General features: G+C 54.7%; 14 protein-coding genes. 8 read left to right on the top strand and 6 right to left on the bottom strand.

What is annotated here, in order from left to right:
• Positions 1-2: 2 nt before the first annotated feature.
• Genes yidD through rpmH form a run of 3 tightly spaced genes read right to left on the bottom strand, consistent with a single transcriptional unit; the run spans position 3 to position 732 of the window.
• On the bottom strand, positions 3-251 hold the full coding sequence (yidD, locus tag KUE00_RS12945; RefSeq protein WP_246760307.1) for a membrane protein insertion efficiency factor YidD: 249 nt from the start codon (positions 249-251) through the stop codon (positions 3-5).
• Complete coding sequence (gene rnpA, locus KUE00_RS12940) at positions 215-574, bottom strand: ribonuclease P protein component (protein ID WP_246760306.1); 360 nt, start codon at positions 572-574, stop codon at positions 215-217. Before rnpA ends, yidD begins: the two co-directional genes overlap by 37 nt.
• Before the next feature lie 17 nt (positions 575-591).
• On the bottom strand, positions 592-732 hold the full coding sequence (rpmH, locus tag KUE00_RS12935; RefSeq protein ID WP_003849659.1) for a 50S ribosomal protein L34: 141 nt from the start codon (positions 730-732) through the stop codon (positions 592-594).
• 604 nt (positions 733-1,336) lie between these two features.
• Between rpmH and dnaA the strand changes: the two genes are divergently transcribed.
• The 4 genes from dnaA to gyrB all read left to right on the top strand — a co-directional run bounded on the left by dnaA (position 1,337) and on the right by gyrB (position 7,531).
• On the top strand, positions 1,337-2,725 hold the full coding sequence (gene dnaA / locus KUE00_RS12930) for a chromosomal replication initiator protein DnaA (RefSeq protein ID WP_246760305.1): 1,389 nt from the start codon (positions 1,337-1,339) through the stop codon (positions 2,723-2,725).
• 4 nt (positions 2,726-2,729) lie between these two features.
• A complete protein-coding gene (dnaN, locus tag KUE00_RS12925) occupies positions 2,730-3,830 on the top strand; it encodes a DNA polymerase III subunit beta (protein WP_246760304.1) in 1,101 nt (366 codons plus the stop codon).
• A 189-nt stretch (positions 3,831-4,019) separates the two neighbouring features.
• On the top strand, positions 4,020-5,105 hold the full coding sequence (gene recF, locus KUE00_RS12920; protein ID WP_246760303.1) for a DNA replication/repair protein RecF: 1,086 nt from the start codon (positions 4,020-4,022) through the stop codon (positions 5,103-5,105).
• A 17-nt stretch (positions 5,106-5,122) separates the two neighbouring features.
• Positions 5,123-7,531 (top strand): DNA topoisomerase (ATP-hydrolyzing) subunit B, encoded by a 2,409-nt coding sequence (gene gyrB / locus KUE00_RS12915; RefSeq protein ID WP_246760302.1) that lies wholly within the window; start codon positions 5,123-5,125, stop codon positions 7,529-7,531.
• 109 nt (positions 7,532-7,640) lie between these two features.
• Here the strand turns inward: gyrB and KUE00_RS12910 are convergent, their stop codons facing one another.
• Positions 7,641-8,240, bottom strand: coding sequence for a response regulator transcription factor (locus KUE00_RS12910; protein WP_246760301.1), 600 nt, complete (start codon positions 8,238-8,240; stop codon positions 7,641-7,643).
• Positions 8,241-8,483: 243 nt separating this feature from the next.
• Here KUE00_RS12910 and yidA point away from each other — a divergent pair, with 243 nt between their 5' ends.
• Positions 8,484-9,293 (top strand): sugar-phosphatase, encoded by an 810-nt coding sequence (gene yidA / locus KUE00_RS12905; protein WP_246760300.1) that lies wholly within the window; start codon positions 8,484-8,486, stop codon positions 9,291-9,293.
• A gap of 80 nt (positions 9,294-9,373) precedes the next feature.
• Positions 9,374-10,648 (top strand): YidR family protein, encoded by a 1,275-nt coding sequence (locus KUE00_RS12900; protein WP_246760299.1) that lies wholly within the window; start codon positions 9,374-9,376, stop codon positions 10,646-10,648.
• Here the strand turns inward: KUE00_RS12900 and KUE00_RS12895 are convergent.
• Entirely contained in the window at positions 10,620-10,997 is a 378-nt protein-coding gene (locus KUE00_RS12895) for a YceK/YidQ family lipoprotein (protein ID WP_246760298.1), read from the bottom strand. The genes KUE00_RS12900 and KUE00_RS12895 overlap by 29 nt on opposite strands.
• Before the next feature lie 271 nt (positions 10,998-11,268).
• Between KUE00_RS12895 and ibpA the strand changes: the two genes are divergently transcribed.
• Positions 11,269-11,685, top strand: a complete 417-nt coding sequence (gene ibpA, locus KUE00_RS12890) for a small heat shock chaperone IbpA (RefSeq protein WP_246760297.1) — start codon at positions 11,269-11,271, stop codon at positions 11,683-11,685.
• A 48-nt stretch (positions 11,686-11,733) separates the two neighbouring features.
• On the opposite strand, the gene KUE00_RS12885 is transcribed toward ibpA, so the two are convergent.
• Positions 11,734-12,984: a valine--pyruvate transaminase gene (locus KUE00_RS12885; protein WP_246760296.1), complete on the bottom strand. Its 1,251-nt coding sequence runs from the start codon at positions 12,982-12,984 to the stop codon at positions 11,734-11,736.
• A 349-nt stretch (positions 12,985-13,333) separates the two neighbouring features.
• Between KUE00_RS12885 and KUE00_RS12880 the strand changes: the two genes are divergently transcribed.
• On the top strand, positions 13,334-14,533 hold the full coding sequence (locus KUE00_RS12880; RefSeq protein WP_246760295.1) for an aldose 1-epimerase family protein: 1,200 nt from the start codon (positions 13,334-13,336) through the stop codon (positions 14,531-14,533).
• Positions 14,534-14,595 lie beyond the last annotated feature (62 nt).

Raw genomic sequence — 14,595 nt, 5'->3', positions numbered from 1 at the left:
TCTCAGTTATCGTCGGTTTTTGGCGGCACCGGATCGTCGCCACCCGGGTTCAAAGGGTGGCATTTTAATACGCGTTTCATCGTCAACCAACTGCCTTTTACCATGCCAAACCTGCGCAATGCCTCAATACCGTATTGCGAGCAGGTTGGATGGAAACGACAGTGGGGTCCTAAAAGCGGACTGATTACGCGTTGATAGACGCGAATCAGCGCAATCAGGAGCCGCGAGCCAGGCGACAGTGACGACGCCACATCTTCTCCAACGCTTCCATTAGCGCACTGTTATCCAGATCGGCCACGCCTTTTTTCGCCACCACTACAAAATCCATAGCGGGCAGGTCGTGCTGACGCAGACGAAAGCTTTCGCGGGTCAATCGCTTGATCCGGTTGCGTTCATGCGCGCGCTTAACATGTTTTTTGGCGACGGTAAGACCGATGCGGGGATGCCCCAGCGAGTTAAGGCGGCCGAGGATGGTGATTTGCGGCGTACCGGCTCTTTGTGGCTGCTGGAAGACGAAAGTGAAATGAGTGGGAGTTAACAAACGTAACTCCCTGGGAAATGCGAGCTTAACCACTCAGCGGTTAGCTTTTATTACTTAGAAACGGTCAGACGTGAACGGCCTTTAGCACGACGACGTGCCAGAACCTGACGACCATTTTTTGTTGCCATACGAGCACGGAAACCGTGTGAACGGTTGCGCTTCAGTACGGACGGTTGAAAAGTGCGTTTCATGGCGATTTCTACCTAAACTTGGAAAATTTCACTTGTTGACGCGCTTGAAAGGTCCGAAAACCGACCGACGCCTCAGTGTATCTTTAATAAAGAGGCGGGATTGTAATAATTGTACAGTCCGGAGTCAATTTACTTCGCTTATAAAGGCGCGTCTGGTTATCCCGTTCGACCGCAAAACCAGCCGGTACGGGCCAGAGCGCAACACGCCGGGGCGAGAATTATACGGGGTCTGGGATAAAGCGCAAGGATCGTTCAGGATCTTCAGCCGATCTTATTGCAGGCCGACGGGTAAAATAACGTGACGGCACCGTAAAAATTCATCTAATGCGGAGGATCCTGAATGTCTTTTAGGCATGAACGAGTAAACTTGTGCCTGCTGGTTTTCTCCTGTGGATAAATTGGAAGAAAACTGTGTAGAAAGTGAAGATCTCTGCGGCGCTTTGCGCTATGATCCGCCCTTCCGTTAGCGATCCTCCGGGTCGATCAGTAGCGGAGAAACCGTGGACAGCGGTTCGTATGTGCGTCATCTGCATGCGTCAACAATGATGAATTTATCGCTTCAGCGCCTTTTTTTCTTATCGAATTTTTTCGAGTGGAGTCCGCCGTGTCACTTACGCTCTGGCAACAGTGTCTTGCCCGTTTGCAGGATGAACTACCTGCCACCGAATTCAGCATGTGGATACGTCCTCTACAGGCTGAATTGAACGACAATACGCTGGCCTTGTATGCACCAAACCGCTTTGTGCTCGATTGGGTCCGTGATAAGTACATCAATAATATCAATGGATTGCTCAACGACTTCTGCGGCGCGGACGCCCCTTTGCTGCGCTTTGAAGTGGGCAGCAAACCGGTCACGCAACAGGTAAGCCAGCCGGTGATGAGCCACGCCAGCACGCCAGCGCCGACGGGACACCGCCCTGCGCCGGTGCGTCCAAGCTGGGACAGCATGCCGGCACCGGCAGAGCTTTCCTATCGCTCTAACGTGAACACCAAGCACAACTTCGATAACTTCGTTGAGGGTAAATCGAACCAGCTGGCTCGCGCGGCCGCGCGTCAGGTGGCCGATAATCCGGGCGGTGCCTATAACCCTCTGTTCCTGTATGGCGGTACGGGCCTGGGGAAAACCCACCTGCTGCACGCTGTTGGCAACGGAATTATGGCGCGCAAGCCCAATGCTAAAGTGGTGTATATGCACTCGGAGCGTTTTGTGCAGGACATGGTTAAGGCGCTGCAAAATAATGCGATAGAAGAATTTAAGCGCTACTACCGTTCCGTAGACGCGCTGCTGATCGATGATATTCAGTTTTTTGCCAACAAGGAGCGCTCGCAGGAGGAGTTTTTTCACACTTTCAACGCGCTGCTGGAAGGCAATCAGCAGATCATTCTGACCTCGGATCGCTATCCAAAAGAGATTAACGGCGTTGAAGATCGCCTTAAATCCCGCTTCGGCTGGGGGCTGACGGTCGCCATTGAGCCGCCGGAGCTGGAAACGCGCGTGGCCATCCTGATGAAAAAAGCGGATGAAAACGATATTCGCCTGCCTGGCGAAGTGGCCTTCTTTATTGCCAAGCGTCTGCGCTCGAACGTGCGCGAGCTGGAAGGGGCGCTGAACCGCGTTATCGCCAACGCCAATTTTACCGGCCGCGCGATCACTATCGATTTTGTGCGTGAAGCGCTGCGCGATCTGCTGGCGCTCCAGGAAAAGCTGGTCACCATCGACAATATTCAGAAGACGGTGGCCGAGTATTACAAAATTAAAGTGGCGGACTTGCTGTCCAAGCGCCGCTCTCGCTCCGTGGCCCGTCCTCGCCAGATGGCGATGGCGATGGCGAAAGAGCTGACCAACCACAGTTTGCCGGAAATCGGTGATGCTTTCGGGGGTCGTGACCACACTACGGTGCTGCATGCCTGTCGTAAAATCGAACAGCTGCGTGAAGAGAGTCACGATATTAAAGAAGATTTCTCAAATCTAATCAGAACATTATCTTCCTGACGCTATGAAATTTATTGTAGAACGTGAGCATTTACTCAAGCCCTTACAACAGGTCAGCAGCCCGCTGGGCGGCCGTCCGACTCTGCCTATCCTTGGCAACCTTCTTTTACAGGTTAACGACGGCAGCCTGCTGCTGACCGGTACGGACCTGGAAATGGAGATGGTGGCCCGCGTCGCGCTGACGCAGGATCACGAACCGGGTGCGACAACCGTCCCCGCTCGCAAATTTTTTGATATCTGCCGTGGCCTGCCCGAAGGCGCGGAGATTACCGTCATCCTGGAAGGCGAAAGAATGCTGGTGCGCTCCGGCCGCAGCCGTTTCTCGCTTTCCACGCTGCCCGCCAGCGACTTCCCGAACCTGGACGACTGGCAAAGCGAAGTCGAATTTACGCTGCCGCAGGCAACGATGAAGCGCCTTATTGAGGCGACCCAGTTTTCAATGGCGCATCAGGACGTACGTTACTATTTGAACGGTATGCTGTTTGAGACCGAAGGCGAAGAGTTACGTACCGTTGCCACCGACGGGCACCGTCTGGCGGTTTGCTCTATGCCGGTGGGCCAGGCGCTGCCAAACCACTCGGTGATCGTGCCGCGTAAAGGCGTTATCGAACTGGTGCGTCTGCTGGACGGCGGCGATACCCCGCTGCAGGTGCAGATTGGCAGTAATAACATTCGCGCGCACGTGGGCGACTTTATCTTTACCTCCAAGCTGGTGGACGGTCGCTTCCCTGACTATCGTCGCGTCCTGCCCAAAAATCCGGACAAAACGCTGGATGCCGGCTGCGATCTGCTGAAGCAGGCGTTTGCCCGCGCCGCCATTTTGTCGAACGAGAAGTTTCGTGGCGTTCGCCTCTATATCAGCGAAAATCAGCTGAAAATCACCGCTAATAACCCGGAACAGGAAGAGGCGGAAGAAATTCTGGATGTCTCCTACGGCGGCACCGATCTGGAAATCGGCTTTAACGTCAGCTACGTGCTGGACGTGCTTAACGCGCTGAAGTGCGAAAACGTGCGTTTGCTGCTCACCGACTCTGTTTCCAGCGTGCAGATTGAAGATGCGGCCAGCCAGAGTGCGGCCTATGTCGTGATGCCAATGCGCCTGTAGTGTGATCTTTATCGGGCTACTTACTTGCCAGTTTGCGTTCGGGCAGAACTCGCCATTCTCACGTGCTTAAGTACGCTGCGGTGGCTGCGTGCTGACCCTACACAAACTGGCTGTGCCGTTGACGCCCTGGCCTGTTTTATCAACGGCTACCGTTTTATTTGATTTACTGTCTGCGGAATGACTCCACCTATGGCTTTAACCCGCCTGCTTATCAAAGATTTTCGCAACATCGAAAACGCCGATCTGGCTCTGGCGCCAGGCTTCAACTTTCTGGTAGGCGCTAACGGCAGCGGTAAAACCAGCGTGCTGGAAGCCATCTACACGCTGGGCCACGGTCGGGCCTTCCGCAGTTTGCAGGCTGGCCGCGTCATTCGTCACGAGCAGGACGCTTTTGTGCTGCACGGCCGCATTGAAGGTGCCGAGCGCGAAACGACCGTTGGCCTGACCAAAAACCGCGCGGGCGACAGCAAGGTACGCATTGACGGCAGCGACGGCCATAAGGTGGCGGAGCTTGCGCAGCTGTTGCCGATGCAGCTGATTACGCCGGAAGGGTTTACCCTGCTTAACGGCGGCCCGAAATACCGTCGCGCCTACGTTGACTGGGGCTGTTTTCATAACGAACCGGGCTTCTTTACGGCATGGAGCAATCTGCGCAGGCTGCTGAAGCAGCGCAACGCGGCGTTACGCCAGGTCACGCGCTATCAGCAAATCCGCGCCTGGGATCAGGAGCTGGCCCCGCTGGCGGAGCAGATAAGCGCATGGCGTGCGGCCTACAGCGAAGCTATTGCCGAAGATATCAACACAACCTGCGCGCAGTTTCTGCCGGAGTTTGCGCTGAACTTCTCTTTCCAGCGCGGCTGGGATAAAGAGACCGACTACGCTGAGCTGCTGGAGCGCCAGTTTGAGCGCGATCGCGCGTTAACCTATACCGCCAGCGGCCCGCATAAGGCGGATTTTCGCATTCGCGCTGACGGCACGCCGGTAGAAGATTTATTGTCACGCGGCCAGTTAAAGCTGCTGATGTGCGCCCTGAGACTGGCGCAGGGTGAGTTTCTTACCCGACAGAACGGGCGACGCTGCCTGTATCTGATAGATGACTTTGCCTCCGAGCTGGATGACACGCGACGCCACCTGCTGGCCTCGCGGCTGAAAGCGACGCAAGCCCAGGTTTTTGTCAGCGCTATCAGTGCCGATCATGTATTCGATATGGCTGACGAAAAGGGCAAGATGTTCCACGTGGAACAGGGTAAAATAGCAGTTCAACCTGAAGATTAAACGAGCGAGAAACGTTGATGTCGAATTCTTATGACTCCTCAAGTATCAAAGTTCTGAAAGGGCTGGATGCGGTACGCAAGCGCCCGGGTATGTATATCGGCGATACGGATGACGGCACCGGTCTACACCATATGGTATTCGAGGTTGTGGACAACGCCATTGACGAAGCCCTCGCCGGCCACTGTAAAGATATTCTTGTCACCATCCACGCGGATAACTCCGTTTCCGTACAGGATGATGGCCGCGGCATTCCTACCGGTATCCACGAAGAAGAAGGCGTTTCCGCGGCAGAAGTGATCATGACCGTGCTGCACGCAGGCGGTAAGTTCGATGACAACTCTTATAAAGTGTCCGGCGGTCTGCATGGCGTGGGCGTTTCCGTCGTTAACGCCCTGTCGGAAAAGCTGGAGCTGACCATTCGTCGCGAAGGCAAAGTTCACCAGCAGATCTACGTGCACGGCGTGCCTCAGGCACCGCTGCACGTCACGGGTGAAACGGATCTGACCGGTACCCGCGTGCGTTTCTGGCCAAGCCACGAAACCTTTACCAACGTGACCGACTTTGAATATGAGATCCTGGCGAAGCGCCTGCGTGAACTCTCCTTCCTGAACTCCGGCGTTTCTATCAAGCTGGAAGACAAGCGCGACGACAAGAAAGATCACTACCACTATGAAGGCGGCATTAAAGCGTTCGTTGAGTACCTGAACAAAAACAAAACGCCTATTCATCCAAACGTGTTCTATTTCTCGACCGAGAAAGACGGCATCGGCGTGGAAGTGGCGCTGCAGTGGAACGATGGTTTCCAGGAAAACATCTACTGCTTCACCAACAACATCCCGCAGCGCGACGGCGGTACGCACCTGGCCGGCTTCCGTGCCGCTATGACGCGTACCCTGAACGCCTATATGGATAAAGAAGGCTACAGCAAGAAAGCCAAAGTCAGCGCCACCGGTGACGATGCGCGTGAAGGCCTGATTGCAGTGGTTTCGGTAAAAGTGCCGGATCCAAAATTCTCTTCGCAGACCAAAGACAAGCTGGTCTCTTCCGAAGTGAAATCTGCGGTAGAGCAGCAGATGAACGAACTGCTGGCAGAGTACCTGCTGGAAAATCCGGGCGACGCTAAAATCGTGGTCGGTAAAATTATCGATGCGGCCCGCGCTCGTGAAGCGGCTCGTCGCGCGCGTGAAATGACCCGTCGTAAAGGCGCGCTGGATTTGGCTGGCCTGCCGGGCAAACTGGCGGACTGTCAGGAACGCGATCCGGCGCTGTCTGAAATTTATCTGGTGGAAGGGGATTCTGCAGGCGGTTCCGCCAAGCAGGGCCGCAACCGTAAAAACCAGGCGATTCTGCCGCTGAAAGGAAAAATCCTGAACGTGGAGAAAGCGCGCTTCGACAAGATGCTTGCTTCGCAGGAAGTCGCCACGCTGATTACCGCGCTGGGCTGCGGTATTGGCCGTGATGAATACAACCCGGACAAGCTGCGCTATCACAGCATTATCATCATGACCGATGCTGACGTAGATGGTTCGCACATCCGTACGCTGCTGCTGACGTTCTTCTATCGTCAGATGCCGGAAATCATCGAGCGCGGTCACGTTTATATTGCCCAGCCGCCGCTGTATAAAGTGAAAAAAGGCAAGCAGGAGCAGTACATCAAAGACGATGAGGCGATGGATCAGTATCAGATCGCCATTGCGCTGGATGGCGCGACGCTGCACACCAACGCGCACGCGCCTGCACTGGGCGGCGAGCAGCTGGAAAGCCTGGTAGCCGAGTTCAACAGCGCGCGTAAGATGATCAAGCGTATGGAACGCCGTTATCCGCTGGCGCTGTTAAATTCGCTGATTTACCACCCGACGCTGAGCGATATCTCTGCGGAGGCGCCGGTACGTCAGTGGATTGAGGAGCTGGTGGTTCGCCTGAACGAAAATGAGCAGCACGGCAGCACCTATGCTGGCGTAGTACGCGAAAACCGCGAGCTGCACATCTTTGAACCGGTAGTGCGGATCCGTACGCACGGCGTAGACACCGATTATCCACTGGATAGCGAATTTGTCTTCGGCGGCGAATATCGCAAAATCTGTGCGCTGGGCGAGAAGCTGCGCGGGCTGATCGAAGAAGACGCCTTTATCGAACGCGGTGAACGCCGTCAGCCGATCGCTAACTTTGAGCAGGCGATGGACTGGCTGGTGAAAGAGTCGCGCCGTGGTCTTTCCGTACAGCGTTACAAAGGCCTGGGCGAGATGAACCCGGAACAGCTGTGGGAAACCACAATGGATCCGGACAGCCGCCGCATGCTGCGCGTTACGGTGAAGGATGCGATTGCTGCCGATCAGCTGTTTACCACGCTGATGGGTGATGCGGTCGAGCCTCGTCGCGCGTTTATCGAAGAGAATGCGCTGAAAGCGGCGAATATCGACATTTAACGCGCCAGGCGCACTGGCAGAAAAACAAAAGGCAGATCGTCAGATCTGCCTTTTTTATTGTTTGTGGCTTCCCGGCCGAGGAGTCATTTACAGCATGATTACTTCCCGCTCAACGGCGCAGAGGATCTGCCAGCGTGTACTGATAAAACTCGCTGTTATTTTTCATGCCCAGCTTGCGCATGATAGCGCGCTTATGGGTACTGATGGTTTTGACGCTGAGCCTGGTCAGATGGGAGATGTCCGTTAGCGACAGGCCCTGGCGAATATACCTCACCACCATCGCCTGCTGTTTACTTAATTCAATCTGGGGCGGGTAATTGCCTGCCGTGGGCGGTAAAGACGCTGACGATGAAAAGATCACGGAGTCGGGATGACCAAAGAGCATGGAAAGCTGCGTCGCCGCCTCTTTTTTATTCAGTCGGATAGAGTGTTTTGCACAACGGATATTTTCACACTCCCTGTGCTGTGCGGCTAAAACAAGGGTGACAAAACGCCCTGAAAAACGCGTCTTCTTTAGGGCACGATGTTTACCCGCTTCTGCTTCAATGACGTCATTAATGATGATATCCGGTAATAACAGCGACTGATTAGCGTCGTCAGAGATAAGAAAGACCGGATGGGTTTTATAATCAGGTCGCCATGCTCGTGTAACCACGGTAATCACGCCCGAGATAAAGAAAATGTCCTTGCTGACAATCAAAATATTCACACTATTTCCTCCATGAAATGTCGTGAGGCAAGTGTGACATGTTTATTTTTAAACCACAGCCATTACGCGCCTTTTTGCACTTAACATCTCCTTTTTAACGCTTATCAGGCCAGCAAGCTTTTACCTGAACTTCTGAACGACGGCCTGAACCGGAAGCCCCGATACACATTCTGCAATTCAACTGGTCACTATTAGCTGAATCGCGCTAGCATAAAAAGAAACCACGATGCTTAAGAGGACGAGATGGCGATAAAACTGATTGCGATTGATATGGACGGCACTCTGCTTAACCCTCAGCATGAGGTTACCCCCGGCGTGAAGCGGGCGATTCAGGCGGCGCGGGACAAAGGCGTAGCGATTGTGTTGGCGACCGGACGGCCTTTTATAGGCATACAGCGTTACCTGGAGGAGCTGGACCTGCAACAGGAAGGCCAGTACTGCATCACCAATAATGGCGCGCTGGTACAGCAAGCCGCCACCGGCGATTGCGTTGCAGAATCGACGCTTAACTATGACGATTATCTGTATGTCGAAAAGCTGGCGCGCGAGCTGGGCGTGCATTTCCAGGCGCTGACCAAATCTCTGCTGTTTACGCCAAATAAGGACATCAGCGAATACACGGTCCATGAAGCTTCGCTGACCGGTATGCCGCTACGCTATCGCGCGGTAGAGGAAATGGATAAGAGCGCGACCTTCCCTAAAGTGATGATGATTGACCCACCGGAAAAGCTGGATGAGGCTATCACCCGCATTCCGCAGGAGGCTCACGATCGCTACACCATTATGAAAAGTTCGCCTTACTTCCTTGAAATACTTAGCAAAGACGTTAACAAAGGCGCAGGCGTAAAAGCATTAGCGGAGCGGCTGGGCCTGTCCCGGGATGAAGTGATGGCGATTGGCGATCAGGAAAACGATCTGGCCATGCTGGAATTTGCCGGTACGGGCGTAGCGATGGGTAACGGCATTGATGCGGTAAAAGCTGCCGCGCAGTTTGTTACTAAAACCAATACGGAAGACGGCGTGGCGCATGCCATTGAGAAGTTTGCGCTGTAAGGGGCAAAATTAAGTACCCGGTACCGAAAAAAGACGCAATGCATTACCCTTAGCAGCAGACACCGCTAAGGGTAAGCAAAATGACGGAAAAACAGCTCACGTTTGCAAAGCGTAACCACCAGCTCACCAATATCAATATCTGGACGGCCGACAGCCACTGGCTGGTTTACGACGTGCGGCCCGACGCCGCCACCTTCAGCAGCCTGACCATCGAGCGAGTTAACCTCAGCGGCCAGACTGAAATCCTCTATCAGGCAAAAGATGGCGCGCACGTCGGCGTAGTGACGGTCAGTCCGGATCTGCCGCCGCGCTACGTTTGCATTCACGGCCCCGAGCATCCGGATAACCACTGGCGATACGATTTTCACCACCGGCGCGGCGTCATTATTCAAAATGGCCTGGTGGAGAACATGGATGCCTGCGACATCACGCCGCCTTTCACGCCGGGTGCGCTGCGGGGAGGCTCGCATGTACACGTCTTCAGCCCTGACGGCAGCCGCTTAAGCTTTACCTATAACGATCACGTTATGCACGAGCTGGATAGCAAAGAAGATTTGCGCAACGTTGGCGTTGCCGTGCCTTTGCATCCCGTCTGCCCGCCGCTACATCATCCTCGCGAATACGCCGGCAGCCATTTTTGCGTGCTGGTGAGCCAGACCACCTCGACGCCAGTGCCCGGCAGCGACGAGATTAATCGCGCTTACGAAGAGGGCTGGGTGGGTACGGATGGCTACCTGAAGAGCGATGGGCATCGGCAACGCTGGGCGCTGGCGTTTATTGGCGATACGCTAAGCGAAAAAGGCGAAAAGGTGCCGGAGGTGTTTATCGTCGATCTGCCGGAAAAAATGGCCGACTATGCGCTGGAAGGCGATAAGCCGCTGGCGGGCACGGCCAGTTCATTACCAGCACCGCCGCAACATGTGGCGCAGCGACGTCTGACTTTTACGCACGACCAGGCTTTTCCGGGGCTGGCGACAACGCCTCGCCACTGGCTGCGCTGTTCGCCCGATGGTCGAGCAATCGCCTTTCTGATGAAGGACGATGGGGGCGTGGTTCAGCTGTGGACGGTTCCACCAGTCGGGGGAAAACCGCGTCAGATAAGCCATGCAGCCAGCGATATCCAGTCCGCCTTCAGCTGGCATCCTGACGGCCAGTCGGTGGCGTTCATTAATGACAACAGCGTGATGCTTTGCGAGACGGGCAGTGGGCAGATGCGCCGCCTGACGGCGCGTACGGACGAAGCGCCCCTTGCGGAGGCCGTGGTCTGTTCACCGGACGGGCTGCACGTGGCTTATTTACGAAACGTTGACGGCTTCCAGCAAATTTTTATTGCGGAGACGAATGCGCTGTACTGATAACCAAAGGCGCGGCGTGCGAAAGGCTTTCGTTAGTATTGTTCTGCTTTTCGCTACGCAAAACGCGTTCACGAGGAGAATCGCCCGCGTTGTCACGTCCCGAACGGTAATAGTCCCAGGGTAACAACAGCGTATCCATTACGGCGGAAAAAGGCAGATCGATAGCGGCCAGCGGGCGCATTACCCAGCCGCTGTTGCTGTCGGCAACGATTTTCGCGCTTGCCCGCGTGCCCGGATAATATCCCTGATCCGGCCCCGAGTGAGACATAAAGCTGGAGCAGCCGCCCGTGCCCGCCAGCGACAGGCATGCCAGCAGCCCGGCAAATTGGTTTTTTTTAACTATCATCATCATCCCTTCAGTGACGGTAATGCCGTTCTGATTATCCGCGCATTAAAAACAGAGCGCTTAGTCATCGCTACATTGTCTCCTGAGTTTATGACATCCCTGGCGAAGTAGTTAAAAAAATTCCTCAACCACCCCTTGAAAGCTCTCTCAACGACACTATTTTATGTTCAGGGTCACGAAACGTACGCCGACAGGGTATGGCTTCTGGCCCGGCAACCTGTCCACTGTGGAAGGTTTTTAATGACAATCTCGCTGATATTCAGGAGCAATGACCATGCGTAACTTCGATCTCGCCCCACTGTACCGTTCATCTATTGGTTTCGATCGTCTGATCAACCTGCTGGAATCCAATCAGGGCCAGAGCAACGGCGGCTACCCTCCTTATAACGTGGAGCTGGTGGCGGAAAACCAGTACCGAATTACTATTGCCGTAGCAGGGTTTGCCCAGAGCGAACTGGAGATCACCGCTCACGACAATCTGCTGACCGTTCGCGGTGCCCATCCTGAAGAGCAGCAGGAAAAAACCTATCTGTATCAGGGTATCGCCGAGCGCAACTTTGAGCGCAAGTTCCAGCTGGCCGAGCACGTCAACGTGCGCGACGCGCGGCTGGAAAACGGCCTGCTCTATATCGATCTGGAACGCATCGTTCCTGAAGCGAACAAGCCACGCCGCATTGAAATCTTGAAATAAGAGTCAGCCGCGTAAAATTAAGGCCGCACATTGTGCGGCCTTTTTTGTTTATAGCTCGCTGTGCGCTCGCTCGATTTCTTCCGCCAGAATGGCGATGCCTTTCTCAATCTTGTCGCTGTCCGGCACGTAGTTCATGCGCATACACTGGTGCGTATGCGGCCATTCATGCTCCAGCCCCGGAAAGAAAAAGTGGCCAGGCACCATCAGCACGCCACGCGCCTTCAGGCGCTGGTACAAAATTTCTGTAGAAATGGGCAGATCTTTAAACCATAACCAAAGAAATATCGCGCCCTCGGGTTTATGGATCAGACAGCGATCTTCCGACAAATAGCGGCGAATAACCGCAATCGTCTGCTTAACGCGCTCCTGATAGAAAGGCTTGATGACCTCTTGCGACAGGCGCAGCAGGTCGCCTCGCTGGATCATCTCGTGGGCAATGGCTGGCCCGATACCGCCGGGCGCAAGGCTGATAATGCCGTTCATGTTACCGATAGCGGAAATCACTTTCTCATCCGCAATAATAATGCCGCAGCGCGAACCCGGCAGGCCCAGCTTGGACAGGCTCATGCACAGAATAATATTGGGATTCCACAGCGGGCGAACGTCGCTAAAGATAATGCCGGGGAAGGGCACGCCATAGGCGTTATCGATCAGCAGCGGAATGTCATGCTGCTGCGCCAGCGCATCCAGCCTCATTAGCTCTTCATCAGTAATGACGTTGCCGGTTGGGTTGGTCGGCCGCGAAACGCAGATCAGGCCGGTATCCTCCGTCACGTGCAGCTGCTCGAAGTTGACGTGATATTTGAACTGTCCTTCGGGCAGCATCTCGATATCGGGGCGCGCAGAAACAAACAGATCTTCATCCAGACCGGCATCGGCATAGCCGAGATATTCCGGGGCCAGCGGGAACAGCACGCGCTTTTTGCGGCCATCTTCACGGCGTCCGGCATACAGGTTAAACAGATAAAAGAAGGCGCTTTGGCTGCCGTTGGTCAGGGCGATATTCTGCGGGCCAATCTGCCAGCCGTGCTGCTCGCTCAGCAGAGCGGCAAGGGATTCCAGCAGCGTGCTTTTGCCTCTTGGGCCATCATAGTTGCAGAGCGCCTCGGCCAGTTTGCCTTCGTTGTGCATCTCTTGCAGCAGCTGCTGAAAATAGTCGTTCATCGCCGGGATCTGGGCCGGATTACCGCCGCCCAGCATCACCGAACCGGGCTTGCGCAGGCCTTCGCCCATATCTTCCATCAGGCGGGCAATGCCTGTATGGCGCGTAAATTTATTACCGAAAGCGGAAAAGCTCATAGCGTATTAACTGCTTATTATAGGCAAGTGAGGGTTAACCTTAACGCCAGGCCCGGCGCGATGCAACGTTAGCGGGCTGCGGGTAAAAGCCTCCAAAAAAGCGAGCAGGGTAAAAACATGACGGCCTCTTGGTTGAATCGTTTCAACTGGCGAGCGCTTTTTGCGACGCCAGGTCACGGTTATTTTGTTGCCGACAGCGCGTGGCGTTAATATTTTGTGACGAATAGCACGACTTATTGATAAAAATCTCTTAAAAATCCGTGAAGTGATGTGAATCACAGTCGCGCTGAGCCGCTCTTTGTAGGCTGACCGCTCTTTAGCTAAATCATTTCAGCAAGGGCGAGCACAGATGAAAACCTTATTAGCAGGCGCGGTAATGGCGATAGTGAGCGGGCAGGCGGCAGCGCAAAGCTTTGTACTGACTGATGCCAACACGGAAAAAGGTAACTGGCAGATAAGCAGCGAGCAGCTGAAAATGGGCGGCGAACCGTTCAGCATTCAGCAGCAGGTGCTGCACGGCGGCAAGCAGGAAGGCTCTAAAGTGCTGACGCTGACCAGTAAAAACGGCCTGACCATTGCGCTCAGCCCAACGCGCGGCATGGATCTGCTGCATGTTAACGGCCACGGCGTGCGTCTTGGCTGGGATTCGCCGGTTGATGAGGTGGTTAACCCGGCCTATATCAATCTGGAAAGCCGCAACGGCCTGGGCTGGCTGGAAGGCTTTAACGAAATGATGGTGCGCTGCGGCTATGAGTGGACGGGCCACCCGGTCACCAAAGAGGGCCGCATTTATACGCTGCACGGCAAAGCGGGCAATACGCCAGCGTCACAGGTAGAAGTTATCGTGGACGATAAGGCGCCGCATGAAATTCGTATTCGCGGCCTGCTGAAAGAGCACACCTTTAAAAAGGCGGCGCTGGAAACCTGGACCGAGCTGCGGTACGTGCCCGGCTCGGACTCTTTTACCCTGCATGATGTGCTGACCAATAAGGCTGACTATCCGCACGACTACGAAATTATCTACCACAGCAACTTCAGCACGCCAATTCTGGAAGAGAATGCCCGTTTCCTGGCCGCGGTAAAATCCGTTTCGCCATTTAACGACTACGCGAAGAAAGGGCTGCAAAACTGGCAAACCTACGGCGCGCCAACCAAAGACTTTGATGAAATGGTCTTTAACCTCCAGCCGATTGCTGACAGCAATGGCAAAACCGTGGCCGCCGTGGTTAACAGTAAGGGTGATAAGGGGGCGTCAATTGAATTTGATACCCGCCAGCTACCGCTGCTGACGATGTGGAAAAACACTGACACCGTGAAACAGGGCTACGTCACCGGTATCGAACCGGGCACCAACTACGCCTATCCGGTGACGATCGAAAAAGAGCAGGGCAGAGTGAAGCAGCTTCAGCCGGGCCAAAGCACGGAGTTTACGCTGACCTATTCTTTGCTTAAGGACGCCAGCGCGGTGCAGAAAGTTGAGCAGCGGATCAAAACGATTCAGGGCGAAACCAAAATCGCCGTGGATGAGAAGCCGATAGCGGTCGAATAAGCCTGTGGGCGCGTCCATGCGCCAGAACGGTCCGCTTATCCGGTTGCCCTCCGCTGGCGGTA

Origin of the sequence: Erwinia phyllosphaerae, assembly GCF_019132875.1 — a bacterium.
Classification (GTDB): Bacteria; Pseudomonadota; Gammaproteobacteria; order Enterobacterales; family Enterobacteriaceae; genus Erwinia; species Erwinia phyllosphaerae.
This window is presented reverse-complemented; position numbering and strand designations above follow the sequence as displayed.

What these genes read in the sequence shown, in the direction of transcription:
- ibpA (WP_246760297.1), top strand. Translation starts at nt 11,269, where the DNA reads ATGCGTAACTTCGATCTCGCCCCACTGTACCGTTCATCTATTGGTTTC.
- KUE00_RS12895 (WP_246760298.1), bottom strand. Translation starts at nt 10,997, where the DNA reads ATGATGATAGTTAAAAAAAACCAATTTGCCGGGCTGCTGGCATGCCTG.
- rpmH (WP_003849659.1), bottom strand. Translation starts at nt 732, where the DNA reads ATGAAACGCACTTTTCAACCGTCCGTACTGAAGCGCAACCGTTCACAC.
- dnaN (WP_246760304.1), top strand. Translation starts at nt 2,730, where the DNA reads ATGAAATTTATTGTAGAACGTGAGCATTTACTCAAGCCCTTACAACAG.
- KUE00_RS12880 (WP_246760295.1), top strand. Translation starts at nt 13,334, where the DNA reads ATGAAAACCTTATTAGCAGGCGCGGTAATGGCGATAGTGAGCGGGCAG.
- gyrB (WP_246760302.1), top strand. Translation starts at nt 5,123, where the DNA reads ATGTCGAATTCTTATGACTCCTCAAGTATCAAAGTTCTGAAAGGGCTG.
- recF (WP_246760303.1), top strand. Translation starts at nt 4,020, where the DNA reads ATGGCTTTAACCCGCCTGCTTATCAAAGATTTTCGCAACATCGAAAAC.
- yidA (WP_246760300.1), top strand. Translation starts at nt 8,484, where the DNA reads ATGGCGATAAAACTGATTGCGATTGATATGGACGGCACTCTGCTTAAC.
- KUE00_RS12900 (WP_246760299.1), top strand. Translation starts at nt 9,374, where the DNA reads ATGACGGAAAAACAGCTCACGTTTGCAAAGCGTAACCACCAGCTCACC.
- KUE00_RS12885 (WP_246760296.1), bottom strand. Translation starts at nt 12,984, where the DNA reads ATGAGCTTTTCCGCTTTCGGTAATAAATTTACGCGCCATACAGGCATT.